The sequence below is a fragment of the Sphingomonas sp. CFBP 13714 genome (assembly GCF_014842205.1).
GTDB classification, from domain to species: Bacteria; Pseudomonadota; Alphaproteobacteria; order Sphingomonadales; family Sphingomonadaceae; genus Sphingomonas; species Sphingomonas aerolata.
This window is the reverse complement of the sequence record NZ_JACYVG010000002.1, coordinates 360,235-385,725: the sequence shown is the minus strand read 5'-3', so window position 1 is coordinate 385,725 and position 25,491 is coordinate 360,235. Positions and strand designations below refer to the sequence as shown.

Sequence of the window (25,491 nt, the reverse complement as noted above, 5' to 3'; positions counted from 1 at the left end):
TTGCGTTACGGCGTGTCAGGCGCGCCGCAGCCGTTCCGCATGCCAGACGACATGATCCGGCATGAAGGTCGATATGAAATTATAGCTATGGTCGTACCCCGGCTGCATCCGCAACGTCAGGTCGATCCCCGCCGCCGCGCATGCCTCCGCCAACAGCGCCGGCTTCAGCTGTTCGTCGAGGAAGCCGTCGGCCTTCCCCTGATCGACGAGGATGTCGGCGACCCGCGCGCCATCGGCGATCAGCGCACAGGCGTCGTACGCACGCCAGTCGGCACGGTCCGGCCCCAGATACCCCGTCAGCGCCTTCTCACCCCAGGGGCAGTGCAGCGGCGCGACGATCGGCGCGAAGGCCGACACGCTGCGGAACCGGTCGGGATTGCGCAGCGCGATCGTCAGCGCGCCATGCCCGCCCATCGAGTGCCCGGTGACCCCCTGCCGCGTCATGTCCGCCATCGGAAACTCCGCGGCGATCAGCGCGGGGAGTTCGTCCTCGACATAGCGCTTCATGTTGAAGTTCGCGGCCCAGGGCTGCTCGGTCGCATCGACGTAGAAGCCCGCGCCTTGGCCGAAATCATAGGCGTCGTCGTCGGGAACCCCCTCTCCGCGCGGACTCGTGTCGGGGGCGATCAGGATCACGCCGTGCTCTGCGCAGGCGCGGCGATACTCGCCCTTGTCCATGACATTGGCATGCGTGCAGGTCAGTCCCGACAGGAACCACAGCACCGGCAAGCGCGCGTCCGGCGCGTGCGGCGGGACATAGACCGCAAAGGTCATGTCGGTGCCGGTCGCGGTCGACGCGTGGCGGTACACGCCCTGCGTGCCGCCAAACGCCGTGCTGGTCGATAGCGTCTCCATCATGCGATCCGGTGAGCGGCGCAGAGCTTGTTGCCCGACGGGTCGCGCAGATACGCCAGATACAGGGTGCGACCCGCGGTGCCGTGCCGCACGCCGGGCGGATCCTCGCAGGCGGTGCCGCCATACGCGAGCCCCGCGGCATGCCAGGCGTCGGCCGCCTCGGGCGAGGCCGCAACGAACCCCATCGTGCTGCCATTGCCGTGGCTGGCCGGCTGCCCGTCGAGCGGCTTGGTCAGCAGGAAGCGGCCGCCAGCGTGCGCATAGACGAGCCGGCCCCACTCATCGACGACGCCCTCGGGCACGCCAAGGGCACCCAGGCTCGCGTCGTAAAACGCTTTCGATGCCGCGATATCGTCGGCGCCGAGCATGACATGGCTAAACATGGCGTATTCCTCAGTAGATCACGACGGAGCGGATGCTCTCGCCGGCGTGCATCAGGTCGAACCCCTTGTTGATCTCGTCGAGCGACAGGCGGTGCGTGATCATCGGGTCGATCTCGATCTTGCCGTCCATATACCAGTCGACGATCTTGGGCGTGTCCGTACGTCCACGCGCACCGCCGAACGCGGTCCCGCGCCAGTTGCGCCCGGTGACGAGCTGGAACGGCCGCGTGCTGATCTCCTTGCCCGCCTCGGCCACGCCGATCACGATCGACGTGCCCCAGCCGCGATGGCAGGCCTCGAGCGCCTGGCGCATGACGGTCGTGTTGCCGGTCGCGTCGAACGTATAATCCGCGCCGCCGTCGGTCAAAGCGACGATATGCTGCACGATGTCGCCCACATCTTTCGGGTTGGCGAAATGCGTCATGCCGAAGTGGCGACCCCATTCCTCGCGGTCGGGATTGATGTCGACGCCGACGATCATCCCTGCGCCCGCCAGTCGCGCGCCCTGGATCACGTTCAGCCCGATCCCGCCGAGCCCGAACACCACGACCGTATCGCCGGGCTGCACCTTCGCGGTGTGGACGACCGCGCCGACGCCCGTCGTCACGCCGCAACCGACATAGCAGGAGGTGTCGAACGGCGCGTCGGGGCGGATCTTGGCCAGTGCGATTTCGGGCAGCACGGTGAAGTTCGAGAAGGTCGAGCAGCCCATGTAATGGAAGATTGGCTGGCCCTTGTAGCTGAACCGCGTCGTGCCGTCGGGCATCAGCCCTTTCCCTTGCGTCGCGCGGATCGCGGTGCACAGGTTGGTCTTCTGGCTCAGGCACGACTTACACTGGCGGCATTCGGGGGTGTAGAGCGGGATGACGTGATCGCCGACCGCGACGCTGGTCACGCCCGCGCCGATCTCGCGGACGATGCCCGCCCCTTCATGCCCCAGCACGCTCGGGAAAAGGCCTTCCGAATCAAGTCCGTCGAGCGTGTAGGCATCGGTGTGACAGATGCCCGTGGCCATGATTTCGACCAGAACTTCGCCGGATTTGGGTCCCTCGAGGTCGAGCTCGACGATCTCGAGCGGTTTTTTCGCCTCGAAGGCTACGGCGGCGCGGGTCTTCATGCATGGGTCTCCTTGGTGGCGCATCAGATGAACCGCAGCCCCTGGGTCTGCAACCGCGGATCATGCAACAAAACCCGCACCTCTGCGCTTGATCGTTGAATATCAAGGAGATGGTGTGATGAAGGATCCGAAAAAGGACGACGAGGTCACCTGGAAATCCCCCGGCGGCACCGCGCACGGCACGGTCGAAAAGAAGCAGACCAGCGACACGACGATCAAGGGCCACACCGTCCGCGCGTCCAAGGACGAGCCGCAATTCATCGTAAAGAGTGACAATGGCGGCAAGGCAGCGCACAAGGCGGGCGCGCTCAACAAGGCGTGACCACGCGTGCAGTGCCTAACGCACGCATGCGAACAGGAAGGAATGCTTATGGCTACAGCTCCCAAGACCGGCGGCATCCACGCCCCCGTCCAGCCCTCTCCCGAGCTCGGCGAGATCGTCGGTAACGACAAGCTCCCGCGCAGCGAAGTGATCAGCAAGGTCTGGGTCTATATCAAGGCCCACAATCTGCAGAACCCTGAGAACAAGCGCGAGATCCTCGCCGACGAGAAGCTGAAGAAGGTCTTCGGCCGTGACAAGTGCACCATGTTCGAGATGAACAAGTACATCTCGCAGCACGTCAAGGCCTAAGCCTGACCGGGACGCCAGGCGACGTTGCCACCTCCGCGGAGGGGTCAACGTCGCCTGATTGCTCCCCAACGCTGCGACCGGGCCGCGCTAGACGGCACCCCCATGTCGCCAGCCAATCTACATCCCTGACGCGTGTCGCGATGCCCGCAGGCGGCGGATCGCTTGATAATGTCGGTGGTGGTGGTGACCCCGAGTGGATTTGAACCACTGGCCCCCAGATTAGGAATCTGGTGCTCTATCCGGCTGAGCTACGGGGCCACGCACGCGACGTCCATACTAGCCCCATTCCCGTCGGTCCAGACTGCGCGCGTCCGTCGACGCAAGCGATTATGACGGCCAGACCCTGATCTGCGCGGCTGAAAGGCGGGCGAAAGCCGAACCGCGGACCTGCGCCCTGCCAAAACGGGCTAGGCCGCCGAAAAGGCGCATCATCCAAACCACCTATGCAACTGTTAACAAACGCATTACAGTTTTGTGACGGAGGCAAATGGGGCCGTGATGAAAACGATGATCGCCACGGCTGCAAGACCCATGCTGATCGGCCTGGGAGTCATTCTGGCGATCGACCTTGTCGTACTCGGGATGTTCCTGCGCTGGGCCTATGTCGAGCACGCGAATGTGACGGAGAGCATGCTCTATGGTCAGCTGCTCTACTCGTCCGTCGACGGATCGTTGATGGAGATCTGGGGATATCTCAAGGAACTGACGATCATCGGCCTCGCGCGCTATGCGTTCCTTCACGCGAAGGAGCTCTTCTACGCTGCCTACGCGTTCTTGTTCGTGGTCGTGCTCGCCGACGACTCGCTGCGGCTTCACGAGCATATCGGCGCGGTGCTGTCGCAGTACGCCGTGATCGGACGTCATGGCGAAATTCTTGCGCAGGCAGTCTTGAGCGGCATTCCTCTGGCGCTGACCCTGTTGGGCGTCGCCAGGCTTGCCCGCGATCGCATGGCCCCCGCTCTCATGCTGCTCTTCGGTTTCTGCGTCACCGCGTTCTTCGCCGTGGTCGTCGACAAGCTCCATGAGATGCTGATCGGCGCCGCGCATTTCCAGACGATCAGCACGCTCGTAGAAGATGGCGGCGAACTGATAAGTCTGACGCTCATCCTCGCCATATGGGGCATTTTTGGCCGTATGATCGTGCCGCACGTGACAAGGGGCATGATGCCGCACGATGCGCTTGAGGTTGCTTAGCGACAACTGAGCCACTCCACGTCGCTGACACGGAAGCACGGCGACGTGTCGCCAATCGCGCGATCATCCACGACGTGGCATGGATTTGACCTGTCCCGTCTTGACCTTGGTTAGCTGCCTGCGGTGTCTTGCAATTCGAGCGGACGTCCGCTTAAGGCCCGTAAAGTACGCATTTGGCGGCTCAATCCAGGACTTCGAAGATGCCAAATAGCGTTTCGCCGACGAGCGCAGTTCCGATGAATACGCCTGAGATCTGCGTCGTGATCCCGGCTTATCGTGCGGCTCAGTTCATCGGCAAGGCGATCGACTCTGCCCTGTCCCAGACCGACGTCGCGCTCGAAGTGATCGTCGTCGACGATCATTGTCCCGATGGCACGCACGCAGCCGTGACGGCGCGCTATGGTCATGTCGCAAACCTCTCGGTGATCCGGCTCGACCGGAACGGCGGACCATCGGCGGCGCGCAATGCGGGATTTGCGGCGGCTCGGGCGCCCTTGATCGCCGTGCTCGATGCCGATGACGCCTTCGAACCCGGCCGGTTGCGGCACCTCCTCGACGTCGCCGATGCGTTTGCCGCCGATATGGTTGCGGACAACGTGCGATTTCTGGACGAGGCCCAGGCGGCGTTGAGCCCACCGCAAATCCAGGCGATCCGGTCCGCCACCGAGATTGACCGTTATGCCTTCGTTGCGGCGGCCCGGCCGTTCAACCAGGACATGGACTATGGTTTGCTCAAACCGGTGTTCCGCCGTCAGTTTCTCGAAGACCATGCCATTCGCTATGATCCGGCCATCCGCCATGGTGAAGACTTCAAGATGTATTTCGATGCCATGCTGTGCGGGGCAAAGTTCGTCATTACCCCGCAACCCGGCTATGTCTGGACGCTGCGCACATCGGGCAAAAGCCAGACGACCGTCGATTATACGGCGCAGATTGCGATGAGCGCATCGCTGGCGAAACGCTCCGACGTTGCCGGTGACGGCAAGCTGGTCGCACTATTGCACGATCGCAGGCAGGCGCTTGGACGGCTCGAGACCTTGAACGGATTTCGCCACGCGGTGCAGTCGGGCAAGCGCGGCCAGGCAATCCGCCTGTTCCTGGGACATCCCTTCATCGTGCGGCAATATGCCGGGCGCGCGATCAGGAAGGTCGCACGACTGATCCGCTAGCGCCGCCGCGCATCGTGTGCCAGCACGACCCCCGCCTTATACGTTGCAACGACAGTGATAGAGTGAGCCCGAGGTGTTGCGTATGCGCAAGTCACTTGGATGGATGGGCGGTTCTCAGCAATATATTCCATACTCCAGCTGGTTAACTTTGTCCGGCACGATCGCCACCGTGGCCTTCGCGGTCGCGGGCCAGAGCTATATGAGCTTTGCCTATGGGCAGATCATCGCCGCCTTGATCAGCACCGCGATGGCGATCGGCCTCGCGCCGCATCATGCCAGGGTCAGGGTCGGGTTCGACAACTGGCGCGACGTGCATCGGTTCAGCATCAACGTGCTCGCCACGCTGGGCATTTCCCGGGTCTTTTCGCGGTTGCAGGATATGGCGCTCGGCCGCTTGCTGGGGTTGGCCGCGCTCGGCTTATATTCCAGGTCCGGCAACATTTTCAGCATGTTGTGGGACAGCGTGTTCCTGGTGATCTGCCGCATCATGTTCGTCGATTTTGCCGCGGGGATCCGCGCCGGCTTGCCGATCGGGCCGCGCTATCAGAACGCGCTGGCCCTGTTCACCGCGCTGATGTGGCCGACTTTCCTGGGGCTTGGCGTGCTGTCGGGGCCGTTCGTGCTGCTCATCTATGGCGCGAAATGGGTTTCGATCGCGATGTGCCTGTCGATCCTGTGCGTCGTCGGCGTATTCAACACCGCCATCGCGATGGCGTGGGATCTGTTCATCATCGCCGACGAAACCGGCCGTCAGGCACGCTTCGAGTTCGTGCGCAGCATCGTCGGCTTCGTCGTATTCTCGGCAGCCTGCTTCATCAGCATCGAGGCCGCCGCGATGGCGAAGGTCATCGATGCGATTTTTGCCTGCGTGCTCTACATGCCGCATATTCGCCGGATCACGGACAGCCAGTACCGCGACATGTTCGCCATCTATCTGCGTAGCGGGATCGCCACCAGCGTCGCGATCGCGCCGGCGATCATCGTCATGGCCTGGCATGGCTGGGCCGCAACGACGCCGCTGGTCCCGATCGTCCTCGCTGTCGGCATCGGCATCGCCCTGTGGGGCATCGCGCTGCGGCTGCTGAAGCACCCGTTGTTCTTCGAGATCAAGTCGGCGCTGACACCAGTGCTCGCGCGCGTTACGGGGTAAGGCGGGGCGACCTCATCTTTAGTTGATCGTATCGGGTGGCGTGACCGGCAGCGGCAGCGGCAGCACGGCGACACCGTCCTCGACCAGCGCCCTGGCCTCGGCGAGGCTGGCCTGGCCGTGGATCGGTGTGGGGGCCTCGTCCCCCAGGGCATCGCGCGCGCGATCCGCGAAGGCGCCGCCGACCCAGCGCGATGACGCGAGCAGTTCCGCCTGTTTCGATGCCAGCATCGTCATCATCGCCTTCATCCGCGCAGGCGTCGGCCCCTCGGGCACGCGGTTGCCCTTGCCCGAGACGGCCGGCGCCATCACCGCCTTCGCCACCTCTGCATCGCCGCATAGCGGGCACTCAACCTGGCGGGCGGCGCGCTGTGCCTCGTAGGCCGCGCTCGAGCCGAACCATGCCTCGAACACCTGCCCGGTGCCGCATTTCAGGTCAAAGACGATCACCGGATCACGGCCACGCCGGGAATCGGACGCCGATGCTCGAGCGCGGGGATCCTCGCGCGGACGTCCGCCACGCTGTCCGGACTGATCTCGGCATAGCCGAGACCCGCCGCCTCACCCATGTCGAGCACGACCGTGCCCCAGGGATCGATGACCAGCGAATGGCCATAGGTCGCGCGACCATCGGCGTGGACGCCGGTCTGCGCCGCGGCGACGACGTAGGAGGCCGATTCGATCGCCCGGGCGCGGAGCAGGACATGCCAATGCGCCGCCCCCGTCGGCCTGGTGAACGCCGCCGGAACCGAAAGGACCGTCGCACCGGCATCGCTCAACGCGCGGTACAGATCGGGAAATCGCAGGTCATAACAGATCGATGCGCCCAGCATGCCGATCGGGGTCTGCGTGACGATCGCTGCATCCCCCGCGGCATAGGCCGCGGATTCCCGCCAGCTTTCTCCCGTCGGCAGATCGACATCGAAGAGATGGAGCTTGTCGTAGCGCGCGCGGATCGTGCCGGACGGATCGATCACGAACCCGCGATTGGCAAATCGCCCGTCTGCCCGGCGAACGGCGAGCGAGCCGAGATGCACCCAGATCCCCGCCTCGGCCGCGGCCGCGCAGACCCGCGCGAGCACCGGGTCGTCGGCCTCGGCCACGATCGAGGCGGCGGCCCGCGCGCGATCGCGATCGATCAGACCCGACATTTCCGGGGTAAACAGCATCACCGCGCCCTGCCCTGCCGCCGACCGGATCGCAGCTACCAGCGTGGCGGCATTCACCGCTGGATCGATCCCGCTGGTCATCTGCAGAAGCGCGATGCGGGGCATCAGGCCAGGAGCGGGTCGAGCCCACCCCGGGCATCGAGCGCGGCAAGGTCGTCCGACCCGCCGATATGCTTCCCGTCGATGAACACCTGCGGCATGGTCATGCGACCACCCGAGCGCTCGACCATCTCCTTCTTCTTCGGCCCGCCCATCGTCACGTCGAACGTTTCCGGTTCGACGCCCTTGGCGGCAAGGAGCTTCATCGCCCGCGTGCAATAGGGGCAGAATTGTTTGATGTAGATTTCAACTTTAGCCATTATTTTCAGGTGTGGTCTGACCGCGCGCTTGTCAATAATTGGTGTCGTCCAGAACACGCGTCCAGCACAGGATCGTCACCGATTCCGCCCCCGCCGCGAGCAGCGCGCCGGTGCACGCCGCGCTCGTCGCCCCGCTCGCATAGATGTCGTCGATCAGCACGACCGCCCTGCCGCGCAGCCGGTCGCGCCCGCCCGCCGCGACGGCGAAGGCGCCCGCCACCGCCTTGCCGCGCTGACGCCTGCCGAGCCCGCGCAGCACGGTCGTTTGCCGCGTCCGGACGAGGACATTCAGGTCGGCGGGCACGGCCGACAGGTTCGCGAGTGTCGTCGCGATGAGCGCCGCCTGGTTAAACCCGCGCGACCACAGCCGCCAGCGGTGCAGCGGCACGGGCACGATCAGCGCCGCCTGCTCGGGCATGAGCCGGTGCATGGCGCGCGCCATCGTCGCGGCGAACGCGGTTCGGCCACCATATTTCAACCGCAGCGCCAGTCCACGTGCCACCGGTCCATAGGCGACCGCGGCGCGGACGCCCGCGTGACGCGGCGGCTGGGTGAGGCACGCGGCGCACAATGCGCCGTCGCCGCGATCATGCGCGAAGGGCCGGTTGCACGCGGCACACCAGGGCGGACCGAGAAAGTGCAGGCCGTTCCAGCAGCTTGCGCAGAACCGATGGTCCGCCGCCACCGGACTGCCGCAGCCGGGGCAGCGCGGCGGCAGCGCCAGCCGGATCACCGCGCCAATCGGATCGAGCAACCGCATCCGCCCTTGTCGTCAAAGCATGCAGACGGCACAAGCGCGGCGTGCAGATCCCAGACCCCAGCCAAGGCAGCGCCCCGGAAATCTTCGACCGGGTCGCCCGCCGCCAGCGTCGCGACCGCGCGCGCGCTGCCTATGCCGACGCGGATTTCGTGCGCGCGACGATGCTCGACGGGATCGCCGAGCGGCTCGATGCGGTGACGCGGGACTTTGCCGACATTCTCGATCTCGGATGTTTCGACGGCGCGTTCGCCGCGCCCCCGGGCGCGCGGGTCGTACGCTGCGATGCGGGCCACGGCTTTGCCGCGCACGCGGGCGGGGTTCAGGCCGACGAGGACCGGCTGCCCTTTGCCGACGCATCGTTCGACCTCGTCGTCAGTGCGGGCGTGCTCGACCAGGTCAACGACCTGCCCGGCGCGCTGTCGCTGATCCGCCGCGTGCTGCGCCCGGATGGACTGTTCCTCGGCGCGTTCGTCGGGGCCGGGAGCCTGCCGGCACTCCGCCAGGCGTTGCGGGTGGCGGAGGCGGAGCGACCCGCCGCGCGGCTGCATCCGCAGATCGACGTCCGCTCGGCGGGCGATCTGCTGATGCGCGCGGGCTTCGCGCTGCCGGTGGCGGACATCGAGACGCTGAACGTCGGCTACCGCGATGTCGGGCGCCTGCTCGGCGATCTTCGCGGGATGGCGGCGACGAACGTGCTCGCGGGGCGCAGCGCGCTCGGCCGGCAGGCGCTGGCGGGGCTCGCACAGGCCTTTGCCGAGCTCGCCGACGCGGACGGGCGGACCGCCGAACGGTTCGAGATCATCTTCCTCACCGGCTGGTCGCCCGCCCCGTCACAGCCCAAGCCGGCGCGACGCGGCAGCGGCACCGCCTCGCTCAGCGATGCGCTCCGGACCCGGCCCCGCGACCCGGCCTGAGCCTAACGGGCGGGGTCGGCCGCTCGGCGACCCGGACCAAACGGGATGCGCAGCGTGATTACCGCCCCGGATCCAGTCGCCCCCGGCAGCGTGCTCTGGACTGCATGGACATTGCCCGTCCCGCCGCCCGGCAGCCGGAACGTCATCGGTGCATCGGGTGAACTGACGGGCGGCGTGGGAAGCCGTGCAAGACGCTGGTCGGTCGGCCGGCCACAGACGACGATCTCGCCACCGGGCGGCGTCACGGGACAGGGGGTCGCCGTCCGGGCGACCGGGGGGCGAAGTTCGCGCGGCAGTGGAGGGCCAGCGACGGCCTGCAGTCCGATCAGCACCGCAATCATCTAGAACCTCCGTGCGACCCCCGCATATAGCCGCGCGTCGGGGGTATCATGGGTCAAGCCCGCCGCCCCGAAAATGTCAAACTGAAGATCGTCGCGGACCATCCAGGCGAGCGACAGTGCAGCCAGTGCCTGGGTGCTGCGGCCGGTCGGATCATCGTCACGCAGCGCCTGCAGTTCGGCATTCAGCGTCACCGCCTTGTCGAGCGTGAAGGCGAGGCCGACCGCGCTGCTATAGGCCAGGTGCCGGCCATGCCCGTCATCGTCGACTGCGGCATCGACTTCGGGTGTCAGGTCGAGCGACACCGTATCGGACATTTCGAATGTCACCGGCAGCAGCAACCCGCTGCCCCAGTCGCCATCGCCGACCGGCGACCGGCCGACGGGCAGCGTCACGAACGGCAGGACGGCGATCGACAGGCCCTTGCCGTCGGGATGGCTCAGGCTGGCCTTCATGCTCAGTGACACGTCGCCGATGCGGTCTGCGACGTCGATCCCCGTTTCGTCCCGCGTCCGGTCATGGCCGAACGGCGTCCATCCCACCCGTGCCTCGACCGTGTCGCTGACCCCGACCCGGACCAGCGTATCTGCGATCAGGACACTGTCCTCGCGCGAGCCGGCCCCGTCGTCGCGCGTCCAGTCGGCAAGCGCGGTTTCGACCGAGACGCGGCCTTTTTCCATGGTGCAGGAGGGCGTATCGATTCCCGGGCGTTCAGGGCAATAGTCCCGCTCCTGCGCGCGAACCTGGGTCGAACAGGCCAGCAGCAGCGTCGCCAGCACACTCGCGGCAAGCCGTGTCGCAGGCCGCCCCGCCGGTGCGTTCATCGCAGGCGGACCCAGGTCGGGGCATGATCGCTCGCCTTCTCGCGGCCGCGATAGGCCTTGTCGACACCGGCATCGATCATCCGGTCGGCCGCCTGGGGGCTGAGCAGCAGATGATCGATGCGGAAGCCCGCGTCGCGCTGCCACGCGCCCGCCTGATAGTCCCAGAAGGTCCACACGCCTCCCTTGGGAAACTGCGTTCGAAGGGCATCGGTCCAGCCCTGCCCGAGCAGCGCGCGATAGGCGCTCCGGCTTTCGGGCTGCATCAACGCATCGTCCTGCATCCGCGACACCGAAAACGTGTCGTCGTCATTCGCGATCACGTTGTAATCGCCCGCGAGGATGGCAGGCACCTCCTCGGCCAGCAGCACGCGCGCGCGCGCCGCAAGCCGCGTCATCCAGCGCAGCTTATAGTCGAATTTCGGGCCGGGCTGCGGATTGCCGTTGGGCAGATACAGCGCGGCGATCGTCAGTCCGTCGACCTCTGCCTCGATATAGCGGCTGTGCTCGTCCTCGGGCTCGCCTTCGAGGCCGCGCTGCCGGAGTCTGGGGGTCTGGCCCTTGGCGAGGATCGCCACGCCGTTCCAGGCCTTTTGCCCATGCCAGACAACACCGTACCCCGCCGCCTCGATCTCCGCGGCCGGAAAGGTTTCGTCGCTGGTCTTGAGTTCCTGCAGACAGACGATGTCGGGCTGCTCTTCGGCAAGATATTCGAGCAGCCGCGGGAGACGAGCCTTGATCCCGTTGATGTTGTACGTGACGATCTTCACCGGGCGTCAGACCGAAAAGCTCGAGCCGCAACCGCAGCCCGAGGCTGCATTGGGGTTCTCCACGCGGAACGCCGCGCCGGCGAGCGACTCGACATAGTCGACAGCGCAACCCCGGACGAGGTCGATGCTGACGCTGTCGACGACCAGCCGGACGCCGTCGCGTTCGGCAACCACGTCATCCGCCTCGGCCGCATCGGCGAACCCGAACTTGTACTGGAAACCAGAACAGCCACCGCCATCGACCGAAAGGCGCAGGATCGCCGGCTTGCCCTGTCGGGCAGCAATGGCGGCGACGCGCGCCGCAGCGGAGGGGGTCAGGATGATGTCGGGAGCCAGGGTTACCATGGTCCCGAGATAGGCGGTCCCGCTATCCGCGGCAACCTCGCCCTGCCGCGGAGGACCGCGGACAGGGCTTGATAGAAAACCGTACGGCTCAGTCCTGCGCCGCAGGACCGTCGGTCGAGACCGGGATGGCACCGACCGAGCGATCCTGCGCGGCGAGAAGGTAGTCGGCGGTCGTGAGGAACGGAATGGGGTTCACGGCATGACCGTCGATCCGGACTTCATAATGAAGATGCGGGCCGGTCGAGCGACCGGTCGAGCCCATCAGCGCGATCAGCTGGCCGCGCGTCACGCGGGCATTGTCGCCGACGAGGATCTTCGAGAGATGGCCGTACCGGGTCGCGATGCCCTTGCCGTGATTGAGCTCGACGAGATTGCCATAGCCGCCCTGACGACCGGCATGCGAGACGATGCCGTCAGCCGTGGCGTAGATCGGCGTTCCGACCGGACCCGGAATGTCGACGCCGGCATGCATCGCAGCGGTTCCGCGGAACGGATCCGAACGTATGCCGAAATTGCTGGTGAACGACAGCAGATGAACCGGCTGGACCGAAGGGATCGCGATCACCCCCTGCTGCAGCGTGTCGAGCTTCTTCCAGGTCTGGAACAGCGTGCGGAACTGGGCGTCGGCGCGGACATCGGCCAGCGCCTCGGGGCTGTCGGCAGCGACCAGCGGTCCGCCCATGGCGGCCTGCTTGCTCGCCTGGGTGCGCTTGGCGGCAGCAGCGACGCGTTCGGGACGCAGGCCGAGCTTGCGCACGGTGTCCGTGGTGTCGGCATAACGCTGATCGAGAACCGTCTGCGCCGCGTCGGCGAGAACGCGCTGGCGGCCTTCGACCTTGACCAGCGGCTTGACGACATCGGCCGCCAGCGCGTCGGGCGCGGGGTCGATCGCCAGCGTCGCCAGCGCCATCGCCTTGGTGTCGCCCTTGCCGGTCAGGGCGGCGGTGATCAGCTGCTGGCGCTGTTCGACGCGCGCGGCGTGCGCTGCGGCGGTCTGGCGAATGGTCGCGACGCGCGCCTGCATCTGACCGATGCGGCGCTCCATCTGCGCGACCTGGAGTTCGGAATCGGGTGCGGCAACGACGCCGGTCGCGGCTGCGGCGCCATAGGCTGCCTGCGCGGCACCATAGCCGGAAAAGCCGAGCGTCACGGCGCTGAGTGCGGCCATTGCTGCCTGCTTGCGGCTGCCCAGGCGAACCCGGCGGACCGAGTGGCCGTCGTGAACCGTCAAGTCCCGCGCGGCGAAGAGCGTCTTGATACGAAAGGCTGCGCGGTTGGCTAAGGCTGCAGCGGAAACGGTGATATCGACCATTGGTCCCCGACAAAAAACAGGAGCCGGATCGCAAACGGGCCCGGCGCCAAGACTCTGTCCTGAACCGCAGCCCCTCCGCGTCCCAGACAAGTCAGGATGTGTGCCGATTTGACCCACTTCGGCAAGAGCCGCGCCGCTAACTTGGGGTGGACCGGGACGCGCGTGCGTTGAGCCGTTGAAACCAAATGGTACCGGTAAAAGGGAATCGCCCCGCCAGGCGACGCCGCGCCCTGCCCCGTGGAAGGGTCTTTATCGCGGGATCAGCGCCTTGGCGGCAGCAAGAACGGCTTCGGCATGGCCGGGGACCCGGACCTTGCGCCACGATGTCGCCAGTCGGCCGTCCGCGTCGAACAGGAAGGTCGCGCGCTCGATCCCCATATATTTGCGGCCGTACATCGCCTTCTCGACCCAAACCCCGAAGCCCTCGCAGACCGTGCCATCGACGTCGGTCGCCAGCGAGACGGTCAATCCGTGCTTGGTGCTGAACTTGGCATGTGCGGCGGGCGTGTCCTTGGACACGCCGAGCACGCCGACCCCGATCTCAGCGAAGGCCGACTCGAGCGCGGAAAAGTCCTGCGCCTCGCGCGTGCAGCCGGCGGTATCATCCTTGGGATAGAAATAGACGACCAGCGGCCGCGCCAGCGTCGTGAGCGCAACGGCCGTGCCATCGGGCATCGTCACCGCGACGTCCGGGATCATCGCACCGTCATCCATCCTGCTCTCCTGTCAGTTCGTGCCAGAACGCGGTCACCTGTTGCCGGACCTCGGCAAGGCCCGCAAGAACCGCAGGCCAGTCGTGCAGCCCGAGCGCGCGCGCGATCAACGCCTGGGTCGGCGGGCCGGGCGGCGCCGCGTCGGGCGCGACGAGCCGCAGCGTCACGAGCAGGCGGGTCAGCATATCATGCGCGGCGAGCATCGTCGCGGGCATCCGCGCTTCGGCAACGAGCTGCGCGATCGCACGCCCCAGATTGGCATCGAAGCCGCTGCGCTCGACGAGCTGGACGACATGCGTCGCGAATTCCAGATCGACCAGACCACCCGGCAGAAGCTTCGCGTCGAGCGGCCCCTTGGCGGGCTTGTGCGCGGCCATGTCGGCGCGCATCCGCGTCGCATCGCCGACCACGTCGCGCTCGGTCCGCGCACCGGTCAGGACATCGGCGATCACCGCGGACAGCGCCGCTCTGGCGGGTTCCGATCCGAAGACCGGCCGCGCCCTGGTCAGCGCCATATGCTCCCACGTCCAGGCCTCCTCATGCTGATAGCGTGCGAAGCTGTCGAGCGTCACGACCAGCGGCCCCTGCGCCCCCGATGGCCGCAGCCGCGTATCGATCTGATAGAGCGGCCCGGCCGCGGTCGCGACCGACAAGGCCGCGGTCACCCGCTGCGCCAGCCGGTTGTAGTAGAGCGTCGCGCCAAGCGGTTTGGCGCCATCTGACTCGGCGGTGAAATCGCCGGTAAACAGGTAGACGAGGTCGAGATCGGACGCATGCGTCAGCATCGCGCCGCCCATCCGGCCGAGCGCGAGGATCACGAGTTCGCTGCCCGGTACCTGGCCATGGACCTCGGCAAAGCCGCGAATCGTCGCCTCTGCCAGTACCGCGATCGCCGCCTCCGCCACGCGCGCATAGCCCGCCGCGACGTCGAGCGGATCCGATGTCCCGGCAACGATCTGCGCGCCCAGTGCAAAACGGAGTTCGCCGACCACGCGCCGGACGTGATCGAGCCGCCCCTGATAATCGAGCCCCGCCTCGCCCGCGCGCATCCGGTCGATCAGCGCGTCAAGCGCCGCGACCGGGGCGAGCGCGGTCGCATCGATCAGCCCGTCGAGCAGCGCGGGGCGCCGTGCCAGATCTTCCGCCAGCGTCGGTGCGTGGCTCAGGATCGCCGCGAGCAGCGTGGCGAGCGCCGGTCGTGCTTCGAGCAGTCGGAACACGTTGATCGCGCTCGGCAGGCGCTCGAGCATCGAATCCAGTCTCAGCATCGCGGCCTGCGGCTCGGGCGCGGCGGCGAGCGCCGGGACCAGCGTCGGCAGGACCGCCTCGAGCGCCGCCTGCGCGGCACTGCTGCGCAGCGCGGGATAGGCCCCCGCCCGCCACGCGGCGATCCGCTGGCGCGCGGGTTCGGGTTCGGCAAACCCCGCCTCTGCCAGCTCGGCGTCGAGCCGCGTCGGATCATGCGAAAGCCCGGATGCCGCGCCATCGTCGAGCGCGTCGTAGATCCGCCCGGTCGCCGCCACGTGTGGGGCGAGCAGCGCCAGCAACGCCGCGCTGCCGTCGAGCCCGTGCAGCCACGCCACCCGCTCGAGCGCATCGCCGGTCGGCAAGGCATGCGTCTGCCGGTCGTCGATCATCTGCACCCGGTGCTCGATCGTCCGCAGCAGCGTGTAGCTGTCGATCAGCGCGCGCGCCTCGTCACCGCCGATCCACCCCGCCTCCGCCAGCCGCGCAAGCGCGACGCGGGTGGCCGGCGCGCGAAGCGCGGGGTCGCGACCGCCATGGATCAACTGATGGATCTGCGCGAAGAATTCGGCTTCGCGGATCCCGCCGCGGCCGCGCTTCAGATCATAGCCCGGCCCGAAGGCCTGACCCTGCGCATGATGATCGCGGATCCGTCGCGAGATGCCGCGAATCTCGCCGATCGCGCCGAAATCGAGCGCGCGCCGCCAGACGAACGGGCGGACCGTGTCGAGGAACTGCCGGCCGAGCGCGATGTCGCCCGCTGCGCCGCGCGCGCGGATGAAGGCGGCACGCTCCCAGGGGAGCGCCTGCGCCTCGTAATAGCTGATCGCCGCATCGATCGGCAGCGCGATCGGCGTGATCTCGGGGGACGGCCGCAGGCGGAGGTCGACGCGCAGCACATAGCCGTCGCCGTCGCGTGCCTGGAGCAGTTCGACGACGCGCTTGCCGATCCGCACGGCGGCGGCTTCGGGTTCCTCGCGCGGGCGCAACGGCAGCGTTGCCGGATCGTAGATCAGGATCGGATCGATATCCGACGAGTAATTGAGTTCGCCACTCCCCTGTTTGCCGAGCGCGATCGCGGCGAACCCGCGCGGTTCGGCGCCGGGTGTGCGTTCTTCGATCGCGGTGCGGATCGCGGTGTCGAGCGCGTGGTCGGCAAACCCGGTAAGCTGCTGCGTCACGGCGCTGAGATCGAACACCCCCGCGAGATCACCTATCGCGACCCTCAGCGCGAGCGCACGCCGTTCGAGGCGGAGGCGTCGTGCGACCGGCATGTCGAGATCGAGCGGCGCCGGGATGGGATCCAGCCTCCCCTCTGCCAGCTCCGTGGCAAGGACAGGCTCGCGGTCGAGGAGCATGGCGAGGAAGGGGGACCAGCGTCGCGCGCGCTGCGTTGCGGCGATGATGTCCGACGCCCGATGCGCGTTATCCATGCCCCACCCCACAATTCTTTTATAAAGTCAAGCCAGGGTAGCAACAAAAGCTCTTGAGGCTCGTTGACCCTGCATGACCCATCTGCACCCGACTATTCGCCGTGACCAGACCGATCATCTGGTCGTTCGCGCGCCTCGCAAGACGGATGCGATCGGACAGTCGCTTCGCGGTGCGTTCGATCGCGACTCCGGAATGCCCGACGAGTTCATATCGCTGCTGCGAGAACTCGACACTGTATCCTCGCGACCACACTGATCCAAACGCCAGCCGCGGCGGGCGGCTATTTCAACGCCCGCGGCTCAGTTCCTCGACATCGCCCATGATCGAGTCGAGTGCGGTCTTCGTCGTGTCGGTCTCATGATCGCGGCGCGACGGCAGCGATCCATCCGTCAGAATGGTCTCGAGTGCGACACGGCCACGTGCGACGCGGCTCTTGATCGTACCGACCGCCACGTTGCAGATCTCCGCTGCCTCTTCATATGCGAACCCGCCTGCGCCGACGAGGATCAACGCCTCGCGCTGCGGCTGCGGCAGATGCATCAATGCGCGCTGCATATCGCCTAGCTCGACATGCCGGTCCTGACTCGCGGGTGCCGCAAGGATACGATCCGCCACCAGATCGTCCCATTCACCCTTGAAGCGAGCACGGCGCATCTGTGACAGATAGAGGTTGCGCAGGATGATGAACGTCCAGGCGCGCATGTTCGTACCCGCCTGGAAGCGCAGCCGTGCGGCCCACGCCTTCAGCAGCGTCTCCTGCACCAGGTCGTCCGCAAGGTCGCGGCTGCCCGACAGCGAACGCCCGAACGCACGAAGGTGCGGAATCACCTGGGCAAGCTGGACCTTGAACTCGGCATCGGAAAGCGAGACGTGCTCAACGGGCGCGACCTGAGGCTCGGCGCCGTCGACTTCGTCGTCACGCTGGGCGGGCTGTACCATGAAATTCCGATCGTTCCCGAATGACGACCGCCGCCCAGAGGACGGCGATCTTGAGCATACGGATCGGCATCAACCGGTCCGCCACGCCACGCATATGCTATCGAATGATGAGAAATGCAAAAATGGCGATAACCAGGACCAGTGATATCACAAGGATATAGCGGGTCATATGCGGTGTTGCGCCGGCGCGGGCGTCTTCGCCGGCGACGTGGATCTGCTCTTTTGGGTCAACCATGAGACTGAAACCCCCGAACGCCGTTTTGGGTCCGTAACTATCAAAACTTGATGCCGGCGTTGCTGACGATATCGTCGACGGCAACCCCGGCCCAAGTCTAGCGGCGCATCAGGCGCCGGGAACGGTCGTCTGATCGAAGAACAGTGCCTGGCTGATTGCCGCCTTCACTGTCGAACGCTGGAACGGCTTGGTGATCAGGAAGGTGGGCTCGGGACGTTCACCGGTCAGGAGTCGTTCGGGGAACGCGGTGATGAAGATCACGGGAACCTCGAATTCGGCAAGGATATCCTTGACCGCGTCGATACCCGAACTGTCGTCAGCCAGCTGAATATCGGCGAGCACGAGACCCGGACGCTCTTCCATCGCAAGGGCCACGGCCTCGTCGCGAGTCACCGCGACACCGGTCACGTCGTGACCCAGGTCGCGCACGATCGTCTCGATATCCATCGCGATGATCGGCTCGTCCTCGATGATCAGAACGCGCGCGCGGGTCTGACCCTCGATTTCCGCCAGTGCCGCGGCGACGAGTTCCTCGACCTCGTTCGCATCGACGTCGATCAGATAGGCCGCGTCCTCGGGCGTGAAACCCTCCATCGCGGTCAGCAGCAGCGCCTGACGCGACAGCGGGGTCATCCGCGACATACGTGCGCGAGCAACTGCGGCATGGCCGTCGGTATCGCCGACACCCTCGTCGCCCATCTCGTCATAATTCGCCGACGACCAGATCGCCTGGAACATCCGATAGAGACCGAGACGCGGATCGACGTCCTTCGGGAATTCATCGGGCGCCGCGACGATCGCCTCGAGCGTCGCGCGAACATATTTGTCGCCATGACTCTGGCTGCCGGTCAGGGCCCGGCCGTAGCGCCGCAGAAAGGGAAGATGCGGTGCGAGTTGCTGTCCAAGCGACATGGGTATTGGTAACTCCCTGATCGTTACGCCGGCCCGGTGAGGACGACGATACTAGAATATGACGCGACCGACCGATTGCCAGACCCTCGGAACCTTTTGGCCCGACGCCCACGACAATATCGATTTTTCGCTCGAACAGGGAACTAACGAGAGGCTATTTGGTTTCACGGACAATCACCGCGAGTGTATGACGCAGGTCTAGCTGTGTCATGTGCCGCCCGCGGCCTATGGTAAACATCATCTTACGTGCGTCGTGCAGGGGGAAATTTTGAGTTTGGGCCACGACACGCAGAACGAAACTCCCGCCGGCACTCCCGCCGGCAAGGGCACCGGCAAGCCGCGCGACACGGCCCGCGATCGGCAGATGGGAACGGCATTGCGGTCGGTCTATCAGCAGACCGTCGAGGAAGCCGTTCCTGACGAGTTTCTGGCGCTGCTCGGCAAGCTGGACTGAGGGCGGGCCGCATGGCCTCGCCAACCGGTTCCGTGAGCAAATCCGGCACCCCGTCACCTGCCGCCCCGGGGTCTACAGAGATCCCGACCGACACCAGCTCCGTTGACGCCAATGCGACGGCGGCTCGTCCACCGTCGCAGATCGCCACCGCGATCGGGCGGCTCCCCACCGGGGCCAAGCTTTTCCTGATCCTCAGTGCAGCGCTTCTGCCGCTCGCGCTGATCGCGATCTTTGCGACCTTGCAGACGACTCGTGTCGCCGATGCGGAAGCCCGTGCACGGTTGCGGGTCGCTGCGGCAGAGAGCGCGCGATCGATCGCCATCGAACTGATCGGTGACATGACCGCGTTGCGCGTCGCGGTGAACGCGCTGGGCTTCGACCCCGCCGACGCGCCAAGCTGCGCCCGCGCGCAGGGCGTGTTCGCGCAGCAGGCCTCCTCGGGTACGCGCTTCGTCATCACCGACCGCGCCGGCCGCGTGTTGTGCGGGCGCGCGCTGCCCGAAGCCGTCGCACTGGATTCGACCAGCAACCCCGTTGCCGCCGCGATCGTCCCGAACCGCGGCCTGGTCCTCGCGATCACCGGCCCCGGCGGCGAGACATCGGCGCGTGCCTATTTCCCGCAGCCCTTCCTCGAACGGATCGGCCGGCCGTCCAATCAGACCCTGGAGTTCAACAGCGCGCTGATGCTCGGACAGGACGCGCTGCTTCTCGAATCGATCGACGACGAGGCACCGCTCGACCGGCTGGAGACGATGCGCACGGACCTTGGCGTCGCGGGACTTGCGCTGCGCACGAGCATCCGCAGCGCACCGATCACTTCGTCGCTGATCATCGCGCTGCTGCTGCCGCTGCTGATGTGGGCGGCGGCGGCGGGGATCGGCTGGTTCGTCGTCGACCGCCTGCTGATCCGTCCCTTGCGGCAATTGCGTGCCGCGGTCGCCGCGTTCACGCCGGGTGAGGTCATCGATACCGGCACCGTCCGCACCATGCCCGCCCAGGAGATCCGCGAGCTCGGCGACACGTTCCAGGTCATCAGCCGGACCGTTGCCGCGCACGAAGCGGGCCTGGCGGCCGGGCTCGTGCGACAGACCAAGCTGACGCGCGAAGTGCATCACCGGGTGAAGAACAATCTCCAGGTGATCTCCAGCCTGATCAACTTCCACGCCCGCAGTGCACGCAGCGCCGACGCGACCGAGGCCTATTCGTCGATCCAGCGCCGTGTCGACGCGCTGGCGGTCGTTCACCGCAATCACTTCGCCGAGCTCGAGGAAAATCGCGGGCTCAACATGCGCACGATGCTTGGCGAGCTGTCGGCCAACATCCGCGCCACCGCCCCCGATCGCTCGCACGGTCTCGGCATCACGCTCGACGTCGCTCCGTTCCTCGTCAATCAGGACGTCGCCGTCGCGGTGGCGTTTCTTGCGACCGAAACGATCGAGCTGGCGATGACCTGCGATCCTTCGGCACAGATCCGCGTATCGATCCAGCCCGGCGCCACGCCCGACCGCGCAGTGCTCCGCGTCGTCTCGCGGGCGCTGATCGAGAGCGACGCGCTCCGCGAGGCAGCAACACGCTATGGCCGTGTAATGGAAGGCCTTTCACGCCAGTTGCGCTCGGCGCTCCATCATGACCCGCTGGTCGGCGCGTATGAGATCGCCTTTGCCGTCATCGGGCGCGATTGAGCACGACGAAACACCTTGTCGAAAAAAACTTGAAAACGGCAGGAACCACCTTTCCCGAGCGCCGTTCTATAGTTCGGATAGCGACTTTATGCCCCCCCGCTCTCGCTATCCAAGTGACAGGCCCGGAAGCATCACCCTCCCCCCCCCCGGTGACGCTTCCGGGCCTTTATCATTCCAAATCAAATGCGTGCCTGGTTGCACCAACGGAACGAAACCCGCGCCCGTACATTTCTCCCCTCGGTGGCATTCAAGCCCTTTTAGGAGGAAGTATTATGCGTAAGTTGGTTGGATTGGCCGTTGTGGCCAGCGCGCTCATCGTGTCGGCATGCAACACCGTCGAAGGCGCCGGCAAGGACGTGAGCTCGGCCGGCCGCACCGTGGCGAAGACCGCGAGCGACGCCAAGTAAGCCTTTACGCTTGAGATACGAAAACGGGGCCCGGTGCAACTGCACCGGGCCCCGTTTTTACGTCTGGCCCCGATCGCTCAGTGCGTTTCGGCGATATCAGTAGAGTCCGACGTCTCATCCTGCGCCTTCGCCTTCGCCCGGCTGCGCTCGGTGAACCAGATGCCGATCAGCGCGAATTCATACAGGATGGTCAGCGGGATCGCGAGCAGCAGCTGCGACCCGATATCCGGGGGCGTCAGGACCGCAGCAATCGCGAACGCCGCAACGATGGCGTAGCGCCGCGCGCCGACGAGCTGCTTGCGCGTGACGATCCCGGCGCGCTCGAGCAGCATCAACAGCACGGGCAGCAGGAAAGCGATCCCGAAGCCGAACAGGAACTGCATCGTGAACGACAGGTAGTTGCCGATCGCCGGCAGCGCCTCGCGCTTCACGCCGCCGACTACGCCGTCGAACCCCAGCAGGAAGTGGAGCGCCATCGGGATCGCGACATAATAGGCCATGGCCGCGCCTGTGAGGAACAGGACGGGGGTGGCGAGGATGAACGGCAGGAGCGCGTTCTTCTCCTTCTTGTACAGGCCGGGGGCGACGAACTGCCAAAGCTGGTTGGCGATGACCGGGAAGGACAGCATCATCGCCGCGAAGAACGCGACCTTCACCTGGACGAAGAACGCCTCGAACACTTCGGTGTAGATCACCGTGTCCTGCCCCGCCGCGAGCAGCGGGTGGACGAGGAAGCCGAAGATATCCTCGGCGAAATACATCGCCACGGCGAACGTCACGACCAGCGCGGCGATGCAATAGAGCAGCCGCCGCCGCAACTCGATCAGATGGTCGAGCAAGGGGGCCCGGCTCTCGTCGATCTCACTCATGACGCTATGCTCTCGGCAGTCTGGAAGTCGGTCACGACGACGCTACGTCGGACTTGCCCGTCCGCGCGTCGGACGGCGTGGCAGCCGGTACGGCGTGTTCGTGCCGATCCTGCCCGGGTGTCGCGTCGACGCTGTCCCGGTGATCCGGGGCCGGCGCTTCGATATCGAGGCCGGCCGGCGCCGGCCTATCAGACGCCGGGAGCACGACGGGCTTCTCGACCATCACGGGTTCGGACGACGGCAGATCGTGATGGATGTCGGGTTCGGGCGAATGGACGATCTGCGCGGTGTCGGTCGGCGGGTGCTCACGCATGATCCGCTCATTCTCCGACGCCCAGCGCTTTTCCATTTCCTCGAGCTCCGCCTCGCGGACCATCGAGTCGAAGCCCGACCGGAATTGGCGCGCGACGCCGCGCGCCTTGCCGACCCAATAGCCGACGACGCGCATCGCCTTGGGCAGGTCCTTCGGACCGATCACGACGAGCGCGACGAACGCCACGAGCAGGAATTCGGACGGAGCGATATCGAACATTCAGGCGCGCCTATCTGGACCCGTCGAGTCTGGGAACTTCAAGCGCGGCTCAGCGGTCTTCGCGGACGCGATTGCCGTCGCGATCGAAGGCAGGATCGGCGGTCTTCTGGGCTTCGATACGCGCGGATGGCTTGGCCGGCGTCTCGTCGTCGGGCTCGGCCATGCCCTTCTTGAAGTTCTTAACGCCCTTGGCAACGTCGCCCATCAGGCTGGAAAACCGACCGCCGCCCAGAAGGAGGATCGCGACGACCGCAAGAACGAGCAGATGGATCGGGCTGAATCCGCCCATGACAATTCTCCTGAAAACCTGACTCTATCTAGGCGTCATCGTCACGCTTTGCCACAGTGCTTTCATGGCTGCCGCGATCTGTACGGTCCTCGACGTCGACATCGACCGGATCGAGCAGCCCCGCAGCGCGCAGATCGTCGATCCCCGGCAGGTCGCGACGGGTCTTCAGCCCGAAATGCACCAGGAACGCCGCCGTCGTGACATAGAGCAGCGGCCGCCCCGGGACCTCGCGCCGCCCCGCGGGCCGGACCCAGTCCGCCTCCATCAGTACGTCGAGCACCCCTTTGCTGATCTGCACGCCGCGGATCGCCTCGATCTCGGCGCGGGTGACGGGCTCGTGATAGGCGATGATCGCCAGCGTCTCGATCCCCGCCCTGCTCAGTCGCCGCGGCTCTTCGGATTCGCGACGCAGCACATGGGCAAGGTCGGGCGCGGTCTGGAACTGCCAGCGATCGCCGCGCCGGACGATATTGAAGCCGCGCCCCGCATAGTCCTCGACCAGCACCTCGATCGCGGCGCGGACGTCGCGCGCCGTCACGATCGCCCCGACATGCGCGCGGATCGCGTCGAGCGTCAGCGGCGCGTCGGCGGCGAACAGCACCGCCTCGACCGCGCGGACGAGCGCATCGGGCCGCGTCATGCCGGCGTGGCGCGCAGATAGAGCGGGGCAAAGGGCGCCGCCTGCCGCAGCTCGACGCGCCCCTGCCGCGCCAGTTCGAGCGCCGCAACGAAGCTCGATGCGAGAGCCGAGCGACGAAACCGCTCCGCGCCGGGCACGACCGCGGACGCAGGCAGGAACGCCTCGACCCTGCTCCAGTCGAGCCGCTCGCCGACCATCATCGACACGCGCTCGAGCGCCGCCTCCAGCGTCATGACCGCGCGGTCCACCACCACGTGCATCACCGGCCGGGTGCGCCCCGATACCCGCCCATAGGCCGCGATCAGGTCGAAGATCTCCGCCGTCCAGATCGCCTTGCGGACCGTCCGCAGCCCCTCGGGCGCGCCGCGAACGAACACGTCGCGCCCCGTCCTGTCGCATGCCATCAACCGCGCCCCCGCCTCGCGCATCGCATCGAGCCGCTCGAGCCGGTGCTGGAGCCGCCGCGCGAGGTCGTCCGGATCGGGCTCGACCGACGGATCGCGGGGCAGTAGCAGCGCCGACTTCAGATAGGCCAGCCACGCCGCCATCACGAGATAATCCGCGGCGAGTTCGAGTTTGAGCGTGTGCGCATCATCGACATAAGCGAGATATTGCTCGACCAGCGACAGGATCGAGATCGTCCGCAGATCGACCCGCTGCGCGCGCGCGAGCGACAGCAGCAGGTCGAGCGGTCCCTCCCATCCATCCAGATCCAGCGTCAGCTGTGCATCGTCCATCCGCGCTGCGTACAGCATCCGCGCATCCGTCGCAGCCCGCTCGTGAGCCGATTAGACTTGGGCGGGGTCCTGCATGGCCCGGCCGAGCAGCGCATCCCGGGTCGCGATCAGATCGTCGAACACACCTTCTGCGGGCCCCACCGACGCCATCGCACGATCGAGACGAGCCCGCGCCACCGCGGAGATCGGACCCAGCCGGCCGGCAATCTCGACCATCTCGTCCATGCGCGCCCAGCAGTCGAGGACCAGGTCACATCCTGCCGCGATCGCGCCCGCCGCCTTGTCGCCCGCGGTGCCCGACAGCGCCTTCATGTCGATGTCGTCGGTCATCAGCAGCCCATCGAACCCGATGCGGTCGCGGATGATCCGGTCGATCACGACCGGTGACAGCGTCGCCGGGCGATCCGCGTCCCACGCGTCGAAGACGATATGCGACGTCATGCCCATCGGCGCCTGGTTGAGCGTGCGGAACGGCTCGAGATCGACCTCCAGCTCGGCATCGGTGGCGGTGACGGTAGGCAGATGATGATGCGTGTCGACGCGCGCGCGGCCATGGCCGGGCATGTGCTTGACGACCCCGACGACACCGCCCGCGGCCAGCCCCTCCAGCGTGGCACGCCCGAGCGCTGCGACGCGCATCGGATCGGACCCGAACGCACGCGAGGCGACCGCCTCGGTCGTGTCGGGTTGCGCGACGTCGAGCAGCGGCAGGCAGTCGACCGTGATCCCGACCTCGCTCAGCATCACCCCGAGCGCCTGCGCGTTCGCCCGGGCCGCCTGGATCGCCGTCATTGGCGCGCGGTCATAGGCCGCGTCGAACACCGGCCCGGCGGGAAAACTCGGCCATTCGGGCGGCCCCATCCGGGCGACGCGTCCGCCCTCCTGATCGATCAGGATCGCCAGATCGTCGCGCCCCGCCAGCGCGCGCAGCGACTCCGTCAGCGCGCGCAACTGGGCACGGTCAACGACGTTGCGTTTGAACAGGATATATCCGGCCGGTACGCACTCGGCAAAGAATGCGCGTTCCTGCGGGGTGAGCACGGGGCCGGACAGGCCGAAGATGACGGGCTTCATGCGCCTCGCCTAGCGAACCGCCCCTGCGTCGTCACGTTCAACCT

32 protein-coding genes and 1 tRNA gene are annotated in these 25,491 nt (G+C 66.5%); 10 read left to right on the top strand and 23 right to left on the bottom strand.

The window, feature by feature from the left end:
* Positions 1-15: 15 nt before the first annotated feature.
* From fghA to IFT54_RS06200, 3 genes are read right to left on the bottom strand one after another with little or no spacing between them, the layout of a single operon-like run.
* Positions 16-855 (bottom strand): S-formylglutathione hydrolase, encoded by an 840-nt coding sequence (gene fghA / locus IFT54_RS06210; protein WP_192070144.1) that lies wholly within the window; start codon positions 853-855, stop codon positions 16-18.
* Positions 855-1,238, bottom strand: coding sequence for a VOC family protein (locus IFT54_RS06205; RefSeq protein ID WP_192069980.1), 384 nt, complete (start codon positions 1,236-1,238; stop codon positions 855-857). The genes fghA and IFT54_RS06205 overlap by 1 nt, the downstream gene beginning before the upstream one ends.
* A gap of 10 nt (positions 1,239-1,248) precedes the next feature.
* Entirely contained in the window at positions 1,249-2,355 is a 1,107-nt protein-coding gene (locus IFT54_RS06200; protein WP_192069979.1) for an S-(hydroxymethyl)glutathione dehydrogenase/class III alcohol dehydrogenase, read from the bottom strand.
* Positions 2,356-2,473: 118 nt separating this feature from the next.
* Here IFT54_RS06200 and IFT54_RS06195 point away from each other — a divergent pair, with 118 nt between their 5' ends.
* Together IFT54_RS06195 and IFT54_RS06190 are read left to right on the top strand one after the other, a co-directional pair.
* On the top strand, positions 2,474-2,677 hold the full coding sequence (locus IFT54_RS06195) for a DUF2945 domain-containing protein (protein WP_192069978.1): 204 nt from the start codon (positions 2,474-2,476) through the stop codon (positions 2,675-2,677).
* 48 nt (positions 2,678-2,725) lie between these two features.
* Entirely contained in the window at positions 2,726-2,986 is a 261-nt protein-coding gene (locus tag IFT54_RS06190; protein WP_031394799.1) for an SWIB/MDM2 domain-containing protein, read from the top strand.
* A 181-nt stretch (positions 2,987-3,167) separates the two neighbouring features.
* On the opposite strand, the gene IFT54_RS06185 is transcribed toward IFT54_RS06190, so the two are convergent.
* Positions 3,168-3,244, bottom strand: a tRNA-Arg gene (locus IFT54_RS06185).
* A gap of 240 nt (positions 3,245-3,484) precedes the next feature.
* Here IFT54_RS06185 and IFT54_RS06180 point away from each other — a divergent pair.
* From IFT54_RS06180 to IFT54_RS06170, 3 genes are all read left to right on the top strand, one after another.
* On the top strand, positions 3,485-4,180 hold the full coding sequence (locus IFT54_RS06180; protein WP_192069977.1) for a hypothetical protein: 696 nt from the start codon (positions 3,485-3,487) through the stop codon (positions 4,178-4,180).
* Between the two features lie 236 nt (positions 4,181-4,416).
* Positions 4,417-5,349 (top strand): glycosyltransferase family 2 protein, encoded by a 933-nt coding sequence (locus IFT54_RS06175; protein WP_192069976.1) that lies wholly within the window; start codon positions 4,417-4,419, stop codon positions 5,347-5,349.
* Between the two features lie 148 nt (positions 5,350-5,497).
* Complete coding sequence (locus IFT54_RS06170; protein WP_192069975.1) at positions 5,498-6,499, top strand: oligosaccharide flippase family protein; 1,002 nt, start codon at positions 5,498-5,500, stop codon at positions 6,497-6,499.
* Positions 6,500-6,517: 18 nt separating this feature from the next.
* Here the strand turns inward: IFT54_RS06170 and IFT54_RS06165 are convergent, their stop codons facing one another.
* The 4 genes from IFT54_RS06165 to IFT54_RS20420 are packed head-to-tail and all read right to left on the bottom strand — an operon-like array spanning position 6,518 to position 8,784.
* Positions 6,518-6,946, bottom strand: coding sequence for a DUF1178 family protein (locus tag IFT54_RS06165; RefSeq protein WP_192069974.1), 429 nt, complete (start codon positions 6,944-6,946; stop codon positions 6,518-6,520).
* Positions 6,943-7,770 (bottom strand): carbon-nitrogen hydrolase family protein, encoded by an 828-nt coding sequence (locus tag IFT54_RS06160; RefSeq protein WP_192069973.1) that lies wholly within the window; start codon positions 7,768-7,770, stop codon positions 6,943-6,945. Before IFT54_RS06160 ends, IFT54_RS06165 begins: the two co-directional genes overlap by 4 nt.
* Positions 7,770-8,024: a glutaredoxin 3 gene (gene grxC / locus IFT54_RS06155; RefSeq protein WP_031396302.1), complete on the bottom strand. Its 255-nt coding sequence runs from the start codon at positions 8,022-8,024 to the stop codon at positions 7,770-7,772. Before grxC ends, IFT54_RS06160 begins: the two co-directional genes overlap by 1 nt.
* Positions 8,025-8,055: 31 nt before the next feature.
* Positions 8,056-8,784 carry a ComF family protein gene (locus tag IFT54_RS20420; protein ID WP_244648627.1) on the bottom strand — a complete coding sequence of 243 codons (729 nt, stop codon included), beginning with the start codon at positions 8,782-8,784 and terminating at the stop codon, positions 8,056-8,058.
* Between the two features lie 41 nt (positions 8,785-8,825).
* Here IFT54_RS20420 and IFT54_RS06145 point away from each other — a divergent pair, with 41 nt between their 5' ends.
* Positions 8,826-9,698, top strand: a complete 873-nt coding sequence (locus IFT54_RS06145; RefSeq protein WP_342354772.1) for a class I SAM-dependent methyltransferase — start codon at positions 8,826-8,828, stop codon at positions 9,696-9,698.
* 2 nt (positions 9,699-9,700) lie between these two features.
* On the opposite strand, the gene IFT54_RS06140 is transcribed toward IFT54_RS06145, so the two are convergent.
* The 7 genes from IFT54_RS06140 to IFT54_RS06110 all read right to left on the bottom strand — a co-directional run bounded on the left by IFT54_RS06140 (position 9,701) and on the right by IFT54_RS06110 (position 16,676).
* Positions 9,701-9,943, bottom strand: a complete 243-nt coding sequence (locus IFT54_RS06140) for a hypothetical protein (protein ID WP_192069970.1) — start codon at positions 9,941-9,943, stop codon at positions 9,701-9,703.
* Between the two features lie 96 nt (positions 9,944-10,039).
* Complete coding sequence (locus tag IFT54_RS06135; RefSeq protein ID WP_192069969.1) at positions 10,040-10,861, bottom strand: transporter; 822 nt, start codon at positions 10,859-10,861, stop codon at positions 10,040-10,042.
* Positions 10,858-11,628, bottom strand: coding sequence for an exodeoxyribonuclease III (gene xth, locus IFT54_RS06130; RefSeq protein WP_192069968.1), 771 nt, complete (start codon positions 11,626-11,628; stop codon positions 10,858-10,860). Before xth ends, IFT54_RS06135 begins: the two co-directional genes overlap by 4 nt.
* Positions 11,629-11,634: 6 nt before the next feature.
* The gene (gene erpA, locus IFT54_RS06125; RefSeq protein WP_107932301.1) at positions 11,635-11,973 is read right to left on the bottom strand and encodes an iron-sulfur cluster insertion protein ErpA; all 339 of its coding nucleotides are present in this window, start codon (positions 11,971-11,973) and stop codon (positions 11,635-11,637) included.
* Positions 11,974-12,061: 88 nt separating this feature from the next.
* Positions 12,062-13,285 carry a M23 family metallopeptidase gene (locus tag IFT54_RS06120; protein ID WP_192069967.1) on the bottom strand — a complete coding sequence of 408 codons (1,224 nt, stop codon included), beginning with the start codon at positions 13,283-13,285 and terminating at the stop codon, positions 12,062-12,064.
* 249 nt (positions 13,286-13,534) lie between these two features.
* Positions 13,535-13,999, bottom strand: coding sequence for a peroxiredoxin (locus tag IFT54_RS06115; protein WP_192069966.1), 465 nt, complete (start codon positions 13,997-13,999; stop codon positions 13,535-13,537).
* Positions 13,992-16,676 carry a bifunctional [glutamine synthetase] adenylyltransferase/[glutamine synthetase]-adenylyl-L-tyrosine phosphorylase gene (locus IFT54_RS06110; RefSeq protein ID WP_192069965.1) on the bottom strand — a complete coding sequence of 895 codons (2,685 nt, stop codon included), beginning with the start codon at positions 16,674-16,676 and terminating at the stop codon, positions 13,992-13,994. Before IFT54_RS06110 ends, IFT54_RS06115 begins: the two co-directional genes overlap by 8 nt.
* A gap of 73 nt (positions 16,677-16,749) precedes the next feature.
* Between IFT54_RS06110 and IFT54_RS06105 the strand changes: the two genes are divergently transcribed.
* Positions 16,750-16,932 (top strand): hypothetical protein, encoded by a 183-nt coding sequence (locus IFT54_RS06105; protein ID WP_192069964.1) that lies wholly within the window; start codon positions 16,750-16,752, stop codon positions 16,930-16,932.
* Positions 16,933-16,962: 30 nt separating this feature from the next.
* On the opposite strand, the gene IFT54_RS06100 is transcribed toward IFT54_RS06105, so the two are convergent.
* Together IFT54_RS06100 and IFT54_RS06095 are read right to left on the bottom strand one after the other, a co-directional pair.
* The gene (locus IFT54_RS06100) at positions 16,963-17,616 is read right to left on the bottom strand and encodes a sigma-70 family RNA polymerase sigma factor (RefSeq protein WP_031439350.1); all 654 of its coding nucleotides are present in this window, start codon (positions 17,614-17,616) and stop codon (positions 16,963-16,965) included.
* Positions 17,617-17,959: 343 nt separating this feature from the next.
* Positions 17,960-18,763 carry a response regulator gene (locus tag IFT54_RS06095; protein ID WP_031394883.1) on the bottom strand — a complete coding sequence of 268 codons (804 nt, stop codon included), beginning with the start codon at positions 18,761-18,763 and terminating at the stop codon, positions 17,960-17,962.
* A 268-nt stretch (positions 18,764-19,031) separates the two neighbouring features.
* Here IFT54_RS06095 and IFT54_RS20415 point away from each other — a divergent pair, with 268 nt between their 5' ends.
* The 3 genes from IFT54_RS20415 to IFT54_RS06080 all read left to right on the top strand — a co-directional run bounded on the left by IFT54_RS20415 (position 19,032) and on the right by IFT54_RS06080 (position 21,306).
* On the top strand, positions 19,032-19,217 hold the full coding sequence (locus tag IFT54_RS20415; RefSeq protein WP_146163677.1) for a NepR family anti-sigma factor: 186 nt from the start codon (positions 19,032-19,034) through the stop codon (positions 19,215-19,217).
* Between the two features lie 140 nt (positions 19,218-19,357).
* A complete protein-coding gene (locus tag IFT54_RS06085) occupies positions 19,358-20,899 on the top strand; it encodes a sensor histidine kinase (protein WP_031439352.1) in 1,542 nt (513 codons plus the stop codon).
* A 272-nt stretch (positions 20,900-21,171) separates the two neighbouring features.
* Positions 21,172-21,306, top strand: a complete 135-nt coding sequence (locus IFT54_RS06080) for an entericidin A/B family lipoprotein (RefSeq protein WP_031394885.1) — start codon at positions 21,172-21,174, stop codon at positions 21,304-21,306.
* A gap of 77 nt (positions 21,307-21,383) precedes the next feature.
* Here IFT54_RS06080 and tatC read toward each other — a convergent pair whose 3' ends face one another.
* The 6 genes from tatC to IFT54_RS06050 are packed head-to-tail and all read right to left on the bottom strand — an operon-like array spanning position 21,384 to position 25,447.
* Entirely contained in the window at positions 21,384-22,175 is a 792-nt protein-coding gene (gene tatC / locus IFT54_RS06075) for a twin-arginine translocase subunit TatC (protein ID WP_031394886.1), read from the bottom strand.
* 31 nt (positions 22,176-22,206) lie between these two features.
* On the bottom strand, positions 22,207-22,707 hold the full coding sequence (gene tatB, locus IFT54_RS06070; protein WP_192069962.1) for a Sec-independent protein translocase protein TatB: 501 nt from the start codon (positions 22,705-22,707) through the stop codon (positions 22,207-22,209).
* A 49-nt stretch (positions 22,708-22,756) separates the two neighbouring features.
* Positions 22,757-22,996, bottom strand: a complete 240-nt coding sequence (locus IFT54_RS06065) for a twin-arginine translocase TatA/TatE family subunit (protein ID WP_031394888.1) — start codon at positions 22,994-22,996, stop codon at positions 22,757-22,759.
* 28 nt (positions 22,997-23,024) lie between these two features.
* The gene (gene scpB / locus IFT54_RS06060) at positions 23,025-23,636 is read right to left on the bottom strand and encodes an SMC-Scp complex subunit ScpB (protein ID WP_192069961.1); all 612 of its coding nucleotides are present in this window, start codon (positions 23,634-23,636) and stop codon (positions 23,025-23,027) included.
* Positions 23,633-24,391, bottom strand: coding sequence for a segregation and condensation protein A (locus IFT54_RS06055; RefSeq protein ID WP_244648626.1), 759 nt, complete (start codon positions 24,389-24,391; stop codon positions 23,633-23,635). Before IFT54_RS06055 ends, scpB begins: the two co-directional genes overlap by 4 nt.
* A 33-nt stretch (positions 24,392-24,424) precedes the next feature.
* Positions 24,425-25,447, bottom strand: coding sequence for a glycoside hydrolase family 3 protein (locus IFT54_RS06050; RefSeq protein WP_192069960.1), 1,023 nt, complete (start codon positions 25,445-25,447; stop codon positions 24,425-24,427).
* Between the last annotated feature and the right edge of the window lie 44 nt (positions 25,448-25,491).